The 15,884-nt window shown below is 65.4% G+C and carries 18 protein-coding genes and 1 pseudogene; 8 read left to right on the forward strand and 11 right to left on the reverse strand.

What is annotated here, in order from left to right; all coding sequences use genetic code 11:
- The first annotated feature begins 151 nt into the window (after window positions 1-151).
- Window positions 152-634 carry a hypothetical protein gene (locus WBB07_RS02865; protein WP_526304561.1) on the forward strand — a complete coding sequence of 161 codons (483 nt, stop codon included), beginning with the start codon at window positions 152-154 and terminating at the stop codon, window positions 632-634.
- Window positions 635-672: 38 nt separating this feature from the next.
- Here the strand turns inward: WBB07_RS02865 and WBB07_RS02870 are convergent, their stop codons facing one another.
- A complete protein-coding gene (locus tag WBB07_RS02870; protein WP_526304563.1) occupies window positions 673-1,110 on the reverse strand; it encodes a hypothetical protein in 438 nt (145 codons plus the stop codon).
- Window positions 1,111-1,236: 126 nt separating this feature from the next.
- On the opposite strand from WBB07_RS02870, the gene WBB07_RS02875 reads away from it, so the two are divergent.
- Window positions 1,237-1,689: a hypothetical protein gene (locus WBB07_RS02875; protein ID WP_526304565.1), complete on the forward strand. Its 453-nt coding sequence runs from the start codon at window positions 1,237-1,239 to the stop codon at window positions 1,687-1,689.
- A gap of 400 nt (window positions 1,690-2,089) precedes the next feature.
- On the forward strand, window positions 2,090-2,233 hold the full coding sequence (locus WBB07_RS02880) for a DUF3263 domain-containing protein (protein ID WP_526304594.1): 144 nt from the start codon (window positions 2,090-2,092) through the stop codon (window positions 2,231-2,233).
- A 578-nt stretch (window positions 2,234-2,811) separates the two neighbouring features.
- On the opposite strand, the gene WBB07_RS02885 is transcribed toward WBB07_RS02880, so the two are convergent.
- The 4 genes from WBB07_RS02885 to WBB07_RS02900 are packed head-to-tail and all read right to left on the reverse strand — an operon-like array spanning window position 2,812 to window position 7,644.
- Window positions 2,812-4,377, reverse strand: a complete 1,566-nt coding sequence (locus tag WBB07_RS02885) for a class I adenylate-forming enzyme family protein (RefSeq protein ID WP_526304567.1) — start codon at window positions 4,375-4,377, stop codon at window positions 2,812-2,814.
- A gap of 8 nt (window positions 4,378-4,385) precedes the next feature.
- Window positions 4,386-5,270, reverse strand: coding sequence for an amidohydrolase family protein (locus tag WBB07_RS02890; protein WP_526304569.1), 885 nt, complete (start codon window positions 5,268-5,270; stop codon window positions 4,386-4,388).
- A 35-nt stretch (window positions 5,271-5,305) separates the two neighbouring features.
- Window positions 5,306-6,625 (reverse strand): MFS transporter, encoded by a 1,320-nt coding sequence (locus WBB07_RS02895; RefSeq protein WP_526304571.1) that lies wholly within the window; start codon window positions 6,623-6,625, stop codon window positions 5,306-5,308.
- Window positions 6,622-7,644, reverse strand: coding sequence for a phosphotriesterase family protein (locus WBB07_RS02900; RefSeq protein ID WP_526304573.1), 1,023 nt, complete (start codon window positions 7,642-7,644; stop codon window positions 6,622-6,624). Before WBB07_RS02900 ends, WBB07_RS02895 begins: the two co-directional genes overlap by 4 nt.
- A gap of 90 nt (window positions 7,645-7,734) precedes the next feature.
- Here WBB07_RS02900 and WBB07_RS02905 point away from each other — a divergent pair, with 90 nt between their 5' ends.
- Window positions 7,735-8,397, forward strand: coding sequence for a TetR/AcrR family transcriptional regulator (locus WBB07_RS02905; RefSeq protein WP_526304575.1), 663 nt, complete (start codon window positions 7,735-7,737; stop codon window positions 8,395-8,397).
- 13 nt (window positions 8,398-8,410) lie between these two features.
- Here WBB07_RS02905 and WBB07_RS02910 read toward each other — a convergent pair.
- The 4 genes and pseudogenes from WBB07_RS02910 to WBB07_RS02925 all read right to left on the reverse strand — a co-directional run.
- Window positions 8,411-9,067: pseudogene (locus tag WBB07_RS02910) on the reverse strand (acetamidase/formamidase family protein); the annotation flags it as partial.
- Between the two features lie 29 nt (window positions 9,068-9,096).
- Window positions 9,097-9,384: a hypothetical protein gene (locus tag WBB07_RS02915; protein ID WP_526304577.1), complete on the reverse strand. Its 288-nt coding sequence runs from the start codon at window positions 9,382-9,384 to the stop codon at window positions 9,097-9,099.
- Complete coding sequence (locus tag WBB07_RS02920) at window positions 9,381-9,827, reverse strand: hypothetical protein (protein ID WP_526304579.1); 447 nt, start codon at window positions 9,825-9,827, stop codon at window positions 9,381-9,383. The genes WBB07_RS02915 and WBB07_RS02920 overlap by 4 nt, the downstream gene beginning before the upstream one ends.
- 21 nt (window positions 9,828-9,848) lie before the next feature.
- The gene (locus WBB07_RS02925) at window positions 9,849-10,268 is read right to left on the reverse strand and encodes a MarR family transcriptional regulator (RefSeq protein ID WP_526304581.1); all 420 of its coding nucleotides are present in this window, start codon (window positions 10,266-10,268) and stop codon (window positions 9,849-9,851) included.
- Between the two features lie 183 nt (window positions 10,269-10,451).
- Here WBB07_RS02925 and WBB07_RS02930 point away from each other — a divergent pair, with 183 nt between their 5' ends.
- From WBB07_RS02930 to WBB07_RS02940, 3 genes are all read left to right on the forward strand, one after another.
- Window positions 10,452-11,081 (forward strand): C39 family peptidase, encoded by a 630-nt coding sequence (locus tag WBB07_RS02930; RefSeq protein ID WP_526304583.1) that lies wholly within the window; start codon window positions 10,452-10,454, stop codon window positions 11,079-11,081.
- 181 nt (window positions 11,082-11,262) lie between these two features.
- On the forward strand, window positions 11,263-11,619 hold the full coding sequence (locus WBB07_RS02935; protein ID WP_526304584.1) for a hypothetical protein: 357 nt from the start codon (window positions 11,263-11,265) through the stop codon (window positions 11,617-11,619).
- Window positions 11,620-11,726: 107 nt separating this feature from the next.
- The gene (locus WBB07_RS02940) at window positions 11,727-13,133 is read left to right on the forward strand and encodes a hypothetical protein (protein WP_526304586.1); all 1,407 of its coding nucleotides are present in this window, start codon (window positions 11,727-11,729) and stop codon (window positions 13,131-13,133) included.
- A gap of 69 nt (window positions 13,134-13,202) precedes the next feature.
- Here WBB07_RS02940 and fdhA read toward each other — a convergent pair whose 3' ends face one another.
- Together fdhA and WBB07_RS02950 are read right to left on the reverse strand one after the other, a co-directional pair.
- On the reverse strand, window positions 13,203-14,420 hold the full coding sequence (fdhA, locus tag WBB07_RS02945; RefSeq protein ID WP_526304588.1) for a formaldehyde dehydrogenase, glutathione-independent: 1,218 nt from the start codon (window positions 14,418-14,420) through the stop codon (window positions 13,203-13,205).
- A 202-nt stretch (window positions 14,421-14,622) separates the two neighbouring features.
- Window positions 14,623-15,252, reverse strand: a complete 630-nt coding sequence (locus WBB07_RS02950) for a flavin reductase family protein (RefSeq protein WP_526304590.1) — start codon at window positions 15,250-15,252, stop codon at window positions 14,623-14,625.
- 57 nt (window positions 15,253-15,309) lie between these two features.
- Here WBB07_RS02950 and WBB07_RS02955 point away from each other — a divergent pair.
- Window positions 15,310-15,884 (forward strand): enoyl-CoA hydratase (locus tag WBB07_RS02955; RefSeq protein WP_526304592.1); only part of this gene is annotated, 575 nt, incomplete at its 3' end.

The following is a 15,884-nucleotide window of genomic DNA, read 5'->3' on the forward strand; positions in this document are numbered from 1 at the left end:
ACCACCACGCCGCCACCGACACCCTACGCCGAGCCACCACCGGAACCCGCCAACCACTACACTGACCGATGCTCACAGGTGGGGATTTTCAGCGAGCACAGCTGGGGACTTTCGATGAGCGCCGTCAGCTGCGCATGGCACCCACATTGCGGTGCGCCATGTCGCCGATGTGCTCGATCACGGCGCCTACATCATCGACACCTTCGATGGGAAGGTGAAGCGGCGCCGCTGCGTCTACGATGCTCAGCCGGACACCATTGATCCGATCGCGGAGAAGCCGGGTGATTGGTCGGTGTACAAGATCAAGTTTGATCTGTTCCCCAACTCTCAGGGTGTCACCTCGGATGTCTTCACGGAGCTGGATGACAAGCTGGTGCCGTCTGAGTGGGATGTGGCGGTGACTGGCAGTGCCGGCACCTACATTCACACCGTGGACGGCGCAAGCACCACAGCTCTGGCGTACAACGCTGCCACCAGTGCAGTGAAGACCGCGCTGGAGTTGCTGTCGACTGTCGGTTCAGGCAATGCGACTGTCACTAGCACTCCGTCGGCATACAGCGTGGTCCTCGCCAATGGTGGGGTGCTGTCCAGCGCAGGTTCCGGCGGCGCCACCGTCGCCGTCACCCCTTCCTAACCGTTTGGGTCGGGTGGCCGCGCTCTACGAGGGTACGGTCACCCGACTTGCGACGGAAGGTATACGAGGTCGCCACCGAATACGTCACTCTGTAGCTGATCTGCAAACGACTTTTCTGCCATGCCGCAGTTCACTGCCCAGTTCGGGCCGGTCAACAGGCAAGTGCCAGTGTTGAACATCGAAGGCAATTCGACCGTTACGAACCGCTGATACTCGTCGCGGTCTGAGTCATCGTCGAAAGTCAACAAGACCAACTCACTCTCGGTGGTTGTGCACCGTCCGGAGTTGGCGCCGAAGCGAGACTCGTCTGCATCTGTCGTCATCTCGCAGGCGATTCCGCCTGCCGTGAGGTCATCAGCCATCTGCTGCGGATCTGCGTAGCTCTGCGAGCCCAACTCTTGTCGTTCGGTATCTGACTGACCACATCCGGCCAGCAGTAGCGGGGACAGGGCTACCAGAGAAATCGCTCTCTTCATGTTTCTGACCGTACCGCGCCGATTTGCTGACGCGTGGTCCTATTCGTCTCCCTGCGTCGTAAACACCTTGGCGCGGCGCAGGGAGGCTCCACCCGCCAAGCCAAGGTGAGCCAAGGTGGAACACGAATGTCGAAGAAAAACAGTCATGTCGAAGACCTGGACGACGCCGCCTACGAACCCACCCCAGTCGTTTATGAAGAGGTCGGCGAGGACGGGTTGACGATGGTCGACGGGCTGAAGTCAGATCCGAAGAAGGCAGAGCCGAAGCCTGGCGACACCGACTACGACTGGTATAGCCACTACGACACGGCTGATCTCTATACCCACACCTACCCGGACGGCATGGTGGTAGCCCTGCGCCGATTCAAAGACATCTATTCCAAGCAGTGGCTGCGCAGTATCCGCGCACTGAAGACCGATTTTGAGATCGAATCTGCCGCGGTCGATCGAGCCGCTTGTGAAACAGCGCGGACCATTATCGACACCCGGCCATGTCCTATCGGCGGTCCAGACGAGTTTGAGGTGCTGTGGAAGGCGTGGGTCTCTGCGGACGGTGAGGGACTCAGCTCGGGGGAATAGCTTGGCTGGTCAATCAGATCACGGGGGACCTCGAGGCGCCTATCACCCGCGACCTGATCTCTGACCAGCTTGACTTCGACACACTTGGTTGGCACGGACTACGTGCCTACATCGTTGCCGCACCGCCAGGTACTGCGATCCACCACTACCGATCGCAAGGCCGTGGTCTCTCTGACGACCTCGCACTAGAACAGATCAACCAACTGCGTGAACTGCTGTGGCGTTACACCGCAGTGCATTTCGAGGGCGGCAAGAACGTCTCGTTCCCAGAGCGCCTCACCTTTGTCGACGAATCCGAGCCCGAACCTGCGGTGACGTGGGAATCGGCGACCGTCGACGACCTCATTTCGCCTGAAGTTCGAGCCCTACTGGAAGGAGGCTGACATGCCGAGCGTTGGGGTTGGCACCGGTCCGCTACTACCAATTGCTGAACCAGTTACTCGGATCGGAGTCGGCGTTGGCGTACAACTCGGTTGTCGTAGGAAGGCTGACGCGGGTCCGGACCCGCAAACCTCTCAATCCATCGCTTATTCAGCGGCAATGATCCGATAGCAACCAATTCCAGGAGAATGGCCAAGTAACCATTTCGGGTATTCAGCCAGGTAAACACCCATTATCCACATGTTCGGGAATTGGGTAGCAACCACCCTCTTCTAATCCCTAGGTCGCAGGTTCGATTCCTGCCGGGGGCGCTTTTTCTTTGTATTGGCTCGGTTGATGCTGGTCTTTCTGTTCGGCTGATGCTTGACAGTGGCTTCGGTTGATCCTTGACACTCCCTTTGCCGAGGGAGTTGACCGTGGCCGAGCAGCGGTATCAGGGGAGTTTCGGCCGCGATCAGCGAGGGGTGGTCGATTTCGCAGACCATCGGCGTATCCGGTTTCGACAACGTGATGCACCTGCCACGCCGGCGATCCTGACATCATCAGGTCCGGGGCCGGGAACGCCGCCGAGTTGGACTGAGACCGGGCTCGTTGATGCCTGCAGCCGCAGCACGGCAGCCGTCGCCGGTCCCACGATCCGTCGATCTTCAGACCCGCTGTGCGCCTTAGGAACTCCCGCACGGCGACCTCTGCCAGCGGTGTCGCCGGTCCAGCCTGATGCGGCAGGCACACCTGCCGACGTTACGTGGCAGGCTCCCCAGCACCGACCAGGGTGACGTCGGTGACCCATCGGTTGCCCGCCCGGTCATACACCCGCCCGAGCTGATCACCCCGCAACGCGGGTTTGGAGACCTTCGCCGAGGGTGTCAACGGCAGCGCTTCGCGAAATGCCCAGTACCGCGGAACCTTGAACGACGCCAGGTGGCGGGCGGCGTGATCGATCACCGACTGCAGCAACTGGTCGTCGTCACCGCTGCTGAGCGGCACCACGAACGCGACGACTTCTTCCCCTCTGATCGAATCGGCGGCAGCCAGACACGCTGCGACACCGACATCGTCGTGGGCCTGCAGCACTGCTTCGATCTGGGTTGCGGCGATGTTCTCGCCACTGCGCCGGATGATGTCCTTGGCGCGACCGTGGAAGGTGAAGTAGCCGTCATGATCGACCGACACGATGTCACCGGTGCGGTACCAGCCGCCGCGGTAGGCCTCCTGATCGGCGGCGGCACTGTCGGGGTAGCCGTCGCTGAGGCCCGTACCCCGCAGCTGCAGCACCCCGCGCTCACCGCGGACCACGGGTCGACCAGTGTCGGGATCGACGATGCGGGCCTCCCGGTTGGGTATCAGTGTGCCCAGTTCGCCAGACGTTTTACATCGGTCATGGTCGGCTTCGTCGACCATGATGTCGATGCCGGTTTCGGTGCTGCCGTACAGCTCGTACCAGGGCGCCCCGAATCGCTGTTCCAGGATGTTGTGCTGCCCCGCCGGAATCGCCGAACACGAGATGTAGCGGAGCCGATGGTCGCGTTCGCCGGTGTCGACAGGTCTGGTCAGAAGCATCGCCGGCATCACCCCCAGGCAGTAGAAGTAGGTGACGTCGTACCGACGGACGGTGTGCCAGAACGTACTCGGGTGAAACCCGTCAGCCACCACCAACGGCGCACCGGTCAGCAGGGTGGTGGCCAGATTCCACATCGGGTCCATGTAGTAGAACGGCTGCGCTGTGAGCAGCACATCGCTGTGATCCAGCCGTGGGCCGAATAGTGTCATGGTGCGGGCGATCTCGACCCAGTAGCCGTGGGAGACCAGACACCCTTTCGACATGCCGGTGCTGCCCGAGGTGAACTGCAGGTTGGCCGGGTCCTCGGGGTACACGTCGGGCCACGGGAGGTGCTCGCCCGGGGCGGTCAGATCGTCGACGATCGCGATCTGCGCTGCAGACTCAGAGCTGGCGACCGCCGACTGGAACTGACGGTTGGTGATCACCAGCCGGGTCCGCGACTCGGACAGCACAGCGTTCAGGTCGTACTCCCCCAGCCGGGTGTTGACCGGGACGGTGATCGCGCCGAGTGCGGCCAGCGCCAACCAGGTGACAGGGAAATCCGCGTCGTTGGGCAGCATGACCGCGATCCGCTCGCCACGGGCCACCCCGTGCCGCTGCTGCAGCGCGGCCGCACGGTCGGCGACGGCGGCCGCGAGTTCGGCGAAGGTCAATTCGTGGCCGGAGGGATCGAAGACCAAGGCCCTGCGATCCGGCCACCGCTGGGCGGCACAGCGCAGCAGAGCGGGCAGCGTGGCCGGGTCCATCGGGCCGGTCACAGCTGGCGCGGGGTGCGGGAGTACAGGCTTCGAGCGTTGGCCCCCAACACCTGTCGCAGCACGGCGTCGTCGAGCCCCATCGCCTGCCACTCGTCGAGCACCCGCTGGTGCGGCATGACGGGCCAGTCGGTGCCGAACAACACCCGGTCACGGAGCACGCTGGGAATCATGCTCATCAGGACGTCCCACCCGGATCCGCGCCGGGCCACGTACTTCGGGGCCAGACCGCCGAGTTCGAGGTAGACCGTCGGGTGCCGGCGTGCGACCGCAACAAATTCGTCGACCTGCGGCCAGCCGCCGTGGCAGGCGACGATGCGCAGATCCGGGAAGTCGCAGGCCACCTGATCGAGTAGTTCGGCACGTTCGTGGCGCATCGGGGCATTGCGTGCGTAGTTCACCCCGGTGTGCAGGTTGACGACGAGGCCGTGTTCTTCGGCTCTGGCGTAGGTGGGATACAGCCACCTGTCATCGATGTCGAGGCCGAAGAAGGCCGGTTCGATGTTGACACCCACGAGACCGTCGGCGGCGATTCGGTCGACTTCACGGGCCGCCACCCCGGGGCGCGCCGGCGGCATGTCGATGGTGCCCACACCGGTGAACCGGTCGGGATACTCGTGCACGAGCTTGAGCACCGCATCGTTGAGTTCTGCCGCCGGCGCCGGCGTCTCGGTTTCGGCGTGTAACACAGCATCGGACACCCTCGCGGCGTCCATCTGCGCCAGCAGCGAATGCACCGTGCCGGCGGCAGTTTTGTTGCCGAGATCGAGAACACGGTCGTACTCACTGTGCGACAACGGGTCTCGATCACCTACCGGCGGTGGTCGCAGTTCGTCGGGAAGTCGTACCCGGGCGTCGGTGACGTGCACCTGTGTGTCCTCCATCAGTTGTGATCGTCCGTTACCACCTCGAGCTGCCGTCACCGGTTCACCTTCAGGTCCCGCGCCTCGGGCACGTTCCAGGCACACACCGCGACAACCACCGCCATGATCGCGAGGTAGAACCCTGGCGCCTGGGGACTGCCACTGACCTCCACGAGATAGGCCGCCAGCAGCGGTGCGGTGCCGCCGAATACGGCATATCCGATGTTGTAGCCCAGCGCAGATCCGGTGAGCCGGGTGCGGGTCGGGAAGATCTCGAGCAAGGTGGCGTAGCTGCCTCCCCCGAAGATCGCCAGGCTCACGGCGATCATGATCTGGCCTGCCGCGCTGGCCACACCGCCCAGGGCGGCGAGGTAGAACGCGGGGATACTGGTCACGATGAGGGCCAGCACGCCCACCCGGATCATCGTGCGCCGGCCGATGCGGTCACCGATCGTGCCCGCCAGGATGAGGGCGGCGGTGAAGACGGCGAGCGCGATCCCGTTGGTGGTGAGAGCAGCAGTGCGGGACATGTCTGCGGTCACCTGCAGGTAGGTCGGGAAGTAGCCGACGAGGTAGTAGAACGTCAGCGCACTCATGGCGGCCAGGGCGATGGTGAAGCCGATCGCCGATCGCTCGGTGCGCAGCGCCTCCTGCAGGGGCGCCGAGCTCAGTTCCCGCTTCTCGCGTGCTCGCACGAACGCCGGGCTCTCGTCGGTGCGCAACCGGATGTAGAGGCCGACGATGCTCAGCGGCAGAGCGATCAGGAACGGGATCCGCCAACCCCAGCTCTCGAAGGCTTCGTCGGAGAGCGCGGCGTTCAGCGACAGCACGACGATCAAACCGACGATCGACGACACCGCCGACATCGCGATCACCGTGGTGATCCACCGTGATCGCCGGCCGTCCGGTGCGTGTTCGAGAGCGAACGACGTTGCGCTGGTGACTTCACCACCAGCCGAAAGACCCTGCAGCAGTCTCAATGTCACCAGCAATGCGGGCGCCAGGTAGCCGACCTGGTCGAACGTCGGCAGCAGACCGATCAGGGCGGTGCTGATACCGATCAACAGCAGGACCGCCATCAGCACCGACCGGCGCCCGATCCGGTCACCGAGGATGCCGAACACGATCCCGCCGAGCGGGCGGATGACGAAGGCCACCCCGTAGACCGCCAGGGCGGACAGCAGGGCGGCGGTGCTGTTGCCGTCCGGGAAGAACGCCGATGCGATGATCGGTACGGTCAGGGCGTAGACGGCAAAGTCGTAGAACTCGACGAACGTTCCGACCGAGGCGCCGGCCAATGCGGTGCCGGGGCGGTGCTCCTGCTTGGTGTCGCCGGGCGGCGCCGCGGGCTGGGGAGACGCAGCGTCGGCGGTCATCGGTCGAGTCCTAACGCGGTGAGTGGATTGGTGACGGTCAGCGCGGTGATCAGGTCCTCGCTCATGCCTTTGCGGCGCATCAGGGGCACAACATTGCGCAACAGGTGGGCGTATCCCTCGCCCCCGTAACGTTGGCGGTGGGTCTGGAAGCAGATGTCTTGGGACACCAACAGGCGGGAGCCGAAGCCGGCGTCGGCCAGTCGCTGCAGGTGGTCGATGCGAGTGGCATCGTTGGGCATGTCGATCGGCGCGTACGGGTAGTAGCTCGACTCCTGCCCGAAGAGGTCGAACTCCAGGTAGCAGCCGGTATCGGCGAGCCTGCTCATGTCGTCGGCGGTGAACAGCGTGCGGTCGATGTGCGACATCACCACCCGGGTGGGATCCGCACCGGCGGCGAGCACCCGCTGCATCGCGTCCAGGGGCGCAACCGCCTCTCGGCCGGGATGGATCATCAACGCTGCGCCGGTGGCCAATTGGGCGTCCACCGCGGCGTCGAGCACAGTGGCTTCGACCGGATCGACGGGCCACTTGAGTCCGATCTCCCCGATCAACCCGGCACGGATACCCGTGACACCCACGCCGTCGTCGATATCACTGATGATCTCCCGCGCGATGTCGTCTCGGGACCGCTCCCCGAGTCCGGGTGGGTGATAGTCGCAGACGTAGTAGCCGCTGCCCATCACCACGTGGACACCCGTGGCCTGCGATACCTGCACCAGTCCCGCCGGGTTGCGTCCCAGCCCGCCGCTGCTGGCGTCGACGATCGCCGACCCGCCGGCCTCGCGGTAGAGCCGGAGTTCGTCGATCGCCTCGCCTACGTCGGTCATCTTTGCGTCCACCGGGCTGTGATGGCGGCGGATCTCGTAGACGTTCTGCAGCGTGATCGGTTCGTGGTGTGCTAGGGCGGTGCCTTGTTGGCGCGTGGTGGCGCCGATGTCGGATAGCACGTGTTCGTGCGGCTGGATGTGACCGACGTGTGTTGTCGGCACGTCACCGAGCACGGTTCGCAGGACTGCCATGAGCCTCCCAATCAATCGATTGATTGGGTCCTTTAGAAACTCTGACCCGTCGAGCGCAAGACCCAGTTCGCGCCTTGACACAATGTGAGCGTGAGGCCAACAACCGAGGACCACGCGACGCGAGGCCGCGAGGTCCAGCGCGCGGCGGTGGCGCTGTTCGCCCAGCGCGGCTTCGCAGCGACCGGCATCCGAGAACTCGCTTCCGCCGCCGGCATGAACTCGGCGACCCTGTACCACTACGCGCCCAGCGGCAAGGAAGAACTGCTCGACGCCATCATGCGGCTGTGCCTGACCGAGCTGATCCGCCGCGGCCGCATCGCCATGGCCGCGTCCACCGAACCCGAAGAACAACTGATGGGCCTGGTGCGCGCGCATGTCGGCACCACCGCACTCAACCCGCGCACCGCAACGGTGGTCGACCAGGAAGTGCGGTCACTGACCGGCCGCCGCCGCGACGAGATCGTCTCACTCCGAGACGATTACGAAGCACTGTTCTCCGATGTATTGGCCGCCGGCATCGCTCGGGAGTCCTTCGACGTTTCCGATCCCACCGTCACCCGGCTGGCGCTCATCGAGATGTGCAACGGCGTTTCGCGGTGGTACCGACCTGACGGCAGGCTCAGCATCGCCGGGGTCGAAGAGGCGTTCATCGAGCTGAGCCGGCGGCTGTTGCGGCTACCGCCGTCGACCGACGGCCTGACCCTTCCCACCGATCCGGCCGTCCAACTCCCCTGCGAACCCATCGAGCGCTGAGCGCCCAGCTGCCTCAGGCGGCGAAGTGCGACTTGTAGATCTGGCCGTGCACACCGACCGTGCGATCGACCACCTGGGATATCGAGAAGTCAGCCGCGGCAGACAGATAGGCGTAGGCGGTCGCGCGGTCCATCCCCTGATCTGCCTCCAGAAAATCCAACGCGTTGACCACCGCACGGCGCATCACCACATCGAGATCGGAGACCTGTGCGTCCACCGATCCATCAGGGTCGGACAATCCGATCGGCACCCATGCATCGGCGGTCTCGGCGAACGGATACGAGTACGCCACCGACGGCGCATCACCGGACCCCGGTTTACACACCGTCAATCGGTAGGAGCCGCGCAGCGAACCCTCCATCGCCGTCAAGGCCACCTCACCGTCACCCATCGCCATGTGCGGGTCACCGCCGTAGGACATCACGCCATGACCGTCGTCGACCGGAGTGAACGTCGAGACATTGCCGTACCGACTGGGGTCCGGATCGGGCCGACCGTCGGCGCTGATCGGCGGCATCACCTCCTCGAGGGTGATCCCGTCCGGCGCCCCGCCATCGGCTGTCCTCGGCAAGGCGCCTTTCCCATGCCTGCTGGACACCACGCCGTAGGGCACTCGCGGAAGCGCCTGCAGCGTCTCGATTTTGAGCACATCCCCGGGGGCCGCCCCCTCGGGCGGCCGGCGCAGGAAATGCCGGAAGCTCATGTGCGACTCGCCTCTTGTCGTCCGTTGACCGCCTCTTTTCTTACGTTGAGCATGGTCAGGGGCCCGCTGAGCACGGGCACCAGCGCACCGACCCGGGTGGCCGTGCTCAGTCCACGACCGAACAGGGCGATCACCGCGACGGCCAGGTACAGGGCGCCATGCGTCGGGCCGAGAATGCTGGACACCAGCTTGTCGTGCACGGTGGCCAGATTCACCAATAGCGCCAGGACACTGACGAGTTCGAGCGCGGACAGCATGCCCAGGACCCGCAGCAGGGCGGTCATGCGTAACCCGATCCGGGACGCACGATCATCAGGACGACAACAATCACCCAGAGCAGGTTGACGACGCCGGCCATCATGGCAAGGCGCCGAAGCGCGGTGCCGTCGTCCGGCTGCTCGAGCGCCTGTTGTTGACGCGGCACGATCTGCAGCGCCAGCAGGCCTCCGGCCAGGGCGGTGAGCACCATCGCCGCCACCACCCAGATCTCGGTCGTGCGGCCTTGAACGGCAGCGAGCACCAACCCGACAATGGGGACCACCAGCGCCAGCACCCCGTATCCGCGACTGATGCGGTACAACAGCCGCGCGGTGTCGAGGCTGCGCTCCCCCGTCGCGGCCGCACCGGCCACCGGCACGTACCGGGGAAACAGGCTGGTGGCCACCGCAACCGGACCGACAAAGAGGATGCCTGCCACCACGTGGATGGACAGCAACAGCGATTCCATAACCTTCAGGATAACTGAAGGTTAGTCGGCGCCGGCCACCCGCCGCTGCAGGTGAACCCGCAGTGCCTCGACCAGCTCGGGCTGCTGCTCCGTGAAGTCCCGATCGAGGCGTGCCAGCACATCGGCGGCCCGAGTCAGCAGGGACTCTCCGTCGGCGGTCACCCGCAGCGTCGACGCAGAACCGGCGTGCGCAGTCCCGTCGTCGACAAGCCCGGCTGCGACCAACGCCGCGACGGCGGCGTGCGCACTCTGCACGGTGATACGCGATCGCCGGGCCAACTCACTGAACGAGATGCCCGGGGTTCTGCGAACATGCCCCAGCAACCCGTACTTGCGGATGGTCAACCCGAGGGGCTTGAGAGCGTCCGAAAAAGCGCTCTCCCACACCCGGCCCACCGCCAACAACATCACGGTGGGACTGAACGGCGGCAGCTCGGACATGGGGGCAGGCTACCCAAAACGGTTGAGAAAGCTCGACTTCCCTGTCGACGTGACGGCCTCAGCCGTCCACACGGCGATCACCATGGCGCTGGACGTCAAGGATCTACCAAGAATCCGCCAAGCACCCCCGTGGAATCTCTTCTCAACGACGCCGAGAGCCGGCAGAAACAGGAGAAGAGACCGATGAACACCACCGCCCTCCGCACCCTCGCAGCTTCCGGCCTGATCGGCATCGCAGCGCTGAGCCTGTCCGGCGTGGCGCACGCCGAGACCTTCGGCGATCCCGACGGCATGGCCGGGTGGACGGTCTCGCAGGCCTACAACGACTGCGCCATGATGGCCGCCGCCGACGTCATCGGACAGATGACCGGGACTGCTCCCGACGAAGACGACATCGTGGCTTTTGCGCAGAACACCCCGAGCGTGGCACGACCTGGCGACATGATCTTCGACATGGCCGAATACGACGGCGACCCCCACGGCGGGACCATCTTCGACGACCTGCCGATCGTCCTCGGCCACTACGGGGTCAGCGGTCGGCACGTCGACGGTGCCAGCCTCGGCGCGCTGGAGCAGGTTCTGGCCAATGACGGCGCGGTCATCGTGAGTCTGAACGCCGAGAGCATCTGGGGCGACGAGGGTGATCGCAGCGTGCCCAATCACGCCGTCGTGGTCACCGGTGTCGACACCGACGCCGGCATCGTGCACATCAACGACAGCGGCCCCGAGAACGGCGCCAACGAGCAGGTCGACATCGACACCTTCACCGCCGCCTGGCAGACCAGCGGCAACGAAATGGTGGCTGTCGGCTGACGGGCCCCGCGGGCCGGGTTGCCGGCACGCGTCCCGTTCACCGACGCCCGAACACGAAATCTTTGTGGGTGTCCCAGCTTTAGGACCAGTGCAGGTCACAGCCGTGGTGGCGGACCTGCCGGCGCCGGCGTCCCCGAGCGGGGGCTCCATGTTCGCTGCGCACCGCCTACGATGCCCTTTCATGACGGGACGACGCTCGGCACACGTGATCCTCGGCGGCCTCATCGCACTCGGGGTGGGTGTCGGCGCCGCCCCGGCGGCTGTCGCTGAGCAGCCCAACATCTACGGCGTCCTCACCGCCGACGAGGCCCGGGAGGTCAGCGCCAACGGCCCGGCCAACTGTGCGCAGCTTCGCCGTTCCGCCGCCACCTCGTCGTTGACTCCCGACGATGCCGGCCTCCTGATCGAGAAATACTTGAACAACGGCTGGGACCTCGAATCCGCGGCCGACATCGTCACAGAGTCCGTCAACCGCACCTGCGCGCAGTACTTGCCGCAGGTGTCGATGGCGTTGGCGGCCTACGGCCCCATCAGCTGAGCCCGCTCCAGCCGGATTCGTGACAAGAATCCGACAAGGATCCGACAAGGTCGACATCCGAAGCTCTTGTCAGTGCCGCAACGGCGGCAGAACGACAGGAGGCTCTCATGACCATCACGAACAACATCGCCTTCCGGCGCAGCGCCCTGGCGCTGTCTTCGATCGCCCTGACCACCTCGGTGCTCCTCGGTGCCGCACCCCACGCAACGGCCGACCCGTACGACGACGGTGACGGCACCGAGGCGGTTGCACCCGATTACGGCTACGACCCGGCACCCGATATGGGTGGGTGGGACCAAGGCGACCTGGCCACCCCCGATGTCACCGATCCCGGCGACTGGAACCAGGGCGACTATTCCGCTCCCGAGGTCGAGGCTCCCGAGGTCGACGCCCCGGATGCCGGTGCCCCCGAAGTGGACGCCCCCGACTATTCGTCCCCCGAGGTCGACGCCCCCGCTCTCGCCGGCGACGCTCCCGGACTGCCCGATACCGAGCAGGCGCCCGATCCGGGCTTCGACGGGGCACCAGACACCGATGCCGGCCAGTCCGATCCCGGGACCGGTGACGCCCCCGCACCGCAGGACCCGGGACCGGACACCGATGCCATGGAGCCCATGGACGATTTCGACGTCCCCGACATCACCACGGCCGAGGCGCCGCAGGGCGACATCACCACGGCGCTGGCCGCCAGCCCGGTGGCCGTCGACCCGGGGCCGGCCACCACGCAGGAGATCACCGAGCTCACCCAGACCCTGGAGTCGCAGATCACCAGCACCTCGCGCATGACCAGCTCCACGTGGTCCAGCGGTGTCACACAATGGAACTCGTCGTGGGTCGGGTATGACACCTTCTACCGGCCGATCATCACCAACCCGTACCGCACCCCGCTTCAGCTGGTGTACACCTACGGCGACGCCACCCGCATCTTCGAAGTCCCACCGATGCAGCGCGCCGTGCTGAGCGTGCCCAATCCCGGCGTGTACAGCTTCACCGCCGTCTCGCAGAACGGCTCGGGTGCACCGGCGATCTCCACCGGCAGCTTCTCCGGAGGCGGCTATGTACCGCAGCCGGGGCAGCCGTTGCCCCCGAAGCCCAAGACACCCAAGACCTACAAGAACGTGCTCGTCGAACTGAAGTACAGCAACGGCACCACGCAGCCGTTCCGGGTGAAGTCGCTGACCGACCTGGGCGACGATCCGACGGTGGGCGGCCACCGAGTGCTGCTCGACGAGGAAACCCCGGCGTGGGGTAACTGGAGCAAGACCAGCAAGGGCGAGCCGATGTTCGTGGTCACCAAGACTCAGCAACTGCCCGGCCTGACCGCACCGGCCGAAGGCCCGTTGCCCGGCTATGACGTCAAGTTGGCCAGCAGTGACCGCGCGGACCAGGATCGCTCCGGGATCGACCCGTTGGTGATCACCGCGATCGGCTGCGGTGTCCTCGGTCTGGCCTCGGTCGGATTCTTCGTGATGACCGGCCGGCGACGCGCCAAGGACGGCGAAGACCAGCACTGATCCAGCAGAACACAGTTGGCCCCGAGCGAGATTCGCGCTCGGGGCCAACTGCTGTCACCAGTACCGCGATCAGGCGGCGGGGATCATGCCGTGCGGGTCGAGGACAAATTTCTGTGCCACCCCGGAGTCGAACTCGGCGTAGCCGCGAGGAGCATCGTCGAGCGAGATCACCGTCGCGTTGACGGCATCGGCGATATGCGCCTTGCCGTACAAGATGCTCATCATCAGGCCCCGGTTGTACTTCAGCACCGGACACTGCCCGGTGTAGAAGCTGTGGCTCTTGGCCCAACCCAACCCGAGACGAACCTTCAGGGTGCCCTGCTTGGCATCGGAGTCCTCGGCTCCGGGATCACCGGTGACGTACAGGCCGGGAATGCCGAGGCTGCCACCGGCGCGGGTCAGGTTCATGATCGAGTTGAGGACGGCGGCAGGTTGTTCGCCGGCGCCGTGACCGTGCCCGGTGGCCTCGAAGCCCACGGCGTCGACCGCACAGTCGACCTCGTTGGTGTTCAGGATGTTGGCGATCTGATCTTCCAGGGAGGCATCAGCGCTGATGTCGACGGTCTCGCAACCGAAGGACTTCGCCTGCGCGAGCCGGTCGGCGTTGAGGTCACCGACGATGACCACGGCGGCGCCGAGCAACTGTGCTGAGTAGGCGGCAGCAAGGCCGACCGGCCCGGCTCCGGCCACGTACACCGTGGAACCGGTCGTCACCCCGGCGGTCTTGGCACCGTGGTAGCCGGTGGGGAAGATATCCGACAACATCGTCAGATCCTTGATCTTCGCCAGCGCCGCGTCCCGATCGGGGAACTTCAAGAGGTTGAAGTCGGCAAACGGTACGAGCACGTAGTCGGCCTGGCCACCGAGCCAGCCGCCCATGTCGACGTAACCGTAGGCCGACCCGGCGCGGGACGGGTTCACGTTGAGGCAGATCCCGGTCTGTCCTTCGCGGCAGTTGCGGCACCGACCGCAGGCGATGTTGAACGGCACGGTGCAGATGTCGCCGACCTCCAGGAACTGGACGTCAGATCCCTTCTCGACCACCTCACCGGTGATCTCGTGGCCCAAGGTCTGCCCGACGGGTGCCGTGGTCCGGCCGCGCACCATGTGTTGATCCGAGCCGCAGATGTTTGTCGAGACACACTTGAGGATCACCGCATGATCGGCTTTGCGGCTCATCCCCATGGCACTGGCCACTTCGGCCGGCACTTCCAGTTTGGGGTAGTCGATGGTCTCGACGGCCACCTTACCGGGGCCCTTGTATACGACGATGCGGTTTCCAGTCATGGTTCTTCCAACCTGACGCGCGTCATTTGCAGCAGGCTCTCCGTTGCGCCCGCGCGCCGTCAATTCGAGCATAGGCCGACCACCAGTCGGCTAGCATCCATCAGTGAAAGCCTCTCCATTAGGCTAGGCCCCCGACGGGCCTCGCTGCACTCTGCGCGGCCAACTACGTTTGCGCACAACCAGATCGGGTACGGTGTCGCGTTCAGCGATCATCGGGTCTGGTCATGGAGAACATCGAGTCCGGGGTGACCGCGGCATAGTTCGCCGGGCCGCCGGCCCGCAAGATCGGATGGGCCGCGGCGGTGTCGTATACACCGTTGTCGAGGAACTGCCGGTCGATGTGCACGGCGAGGACTTGACCCAGGACCAGCCAGGTCGGAATCTGGCCGCCGTCGATGTCGGTGAGCGCAATGAGTTGTGTCAGTGCACATTCGAAGTTGACCGGGCTTTCCAGCACCCGGGGAGCTCGCACCACCACACTGGGTGCCGCGGTCAGACCACCGCGGCGGAATTCATCCTCGACGGCGGGGATCGACGCCGAGGTCTCGTTCATGGCGGTTGCCAGTTCCCGGGTGGCGAGATTCCACACAAATTGCCCGGTGGCTTCGATGTTGGCAACGCTGTCTTTCCACCCGATCGAGGCGAAGCCGACAATCGGAGGACGGTAATTGAATCCGTTGAAGAAGCTGTAGGGAGCAAGGTTGGGGATCCCGTCGGCGCTGACCGAAGAGATCCACCCGATCGGGCGCGGGCCGACGATCGCGTTGAACGGATCGTGCGGAAGGCCGGTGCCGTCGGCGGTCCGGTAGAAGTGGGCGTCGTCGGCTGCCATGTGTTCCGTCCTGTTGCTGGTTCCAATCCCGTTGTGAAGGCACGGTAGCGTGCCGGTATGGCCAACGAAGTGCTCTATCACGTCGAGGACCGGGTCGCCTTGATCACCGTCAATGATCCGGACCGGCGCAATGCGGTCACCGACTCGATGTCGGCACAGCTACGCGCAGCGATCAACGCTGCCGAGGCCGACCCAGGGGTTCACGCCGTCGTGATCACCGGTGCGGGCAAGGCGTTCTGCGCGGGCGCCGATCTGAGCGCGCTCGGCGCCGCCGCCGAGGAAGGTTTGCTGCGGATCTACGACGGCTTCATGGCACTGGCCGGCTGCGCCCTGCCCACCATCGCCGCGGTCAACGGTCCTGCGGTGGGCGCCGGGCTGAACCTCGCGCTGGCCGCCGACGTGCGGATCGCCGGCCCGAACGCGCTGTTCGATCCCCGCTTCCAGAAGTTGGGCATTCACCCCGGCGGCGGGGCGACATGGATGTTGCAGCGTGCCGTCGGGCCGCAGGTCGCCCGCGCGGCGCTGCTGTTCGGGATGCGATTCGATGCCGAGTCGGCCGTGGTTCACGGTCTGGCACTGCAGGTCGCCGACGACCCGGTGGCGGCGGCGCTGGACCTGGCCCGCGGGCCGGC

The organism is Mycobacterium sp. (assembly GCF_049647605.1).
GTDB lineage: Bacteria > Actinomycetota > Actinomycetes > Mycobacteriales > Mycobacteriaceae > Mycobacterium.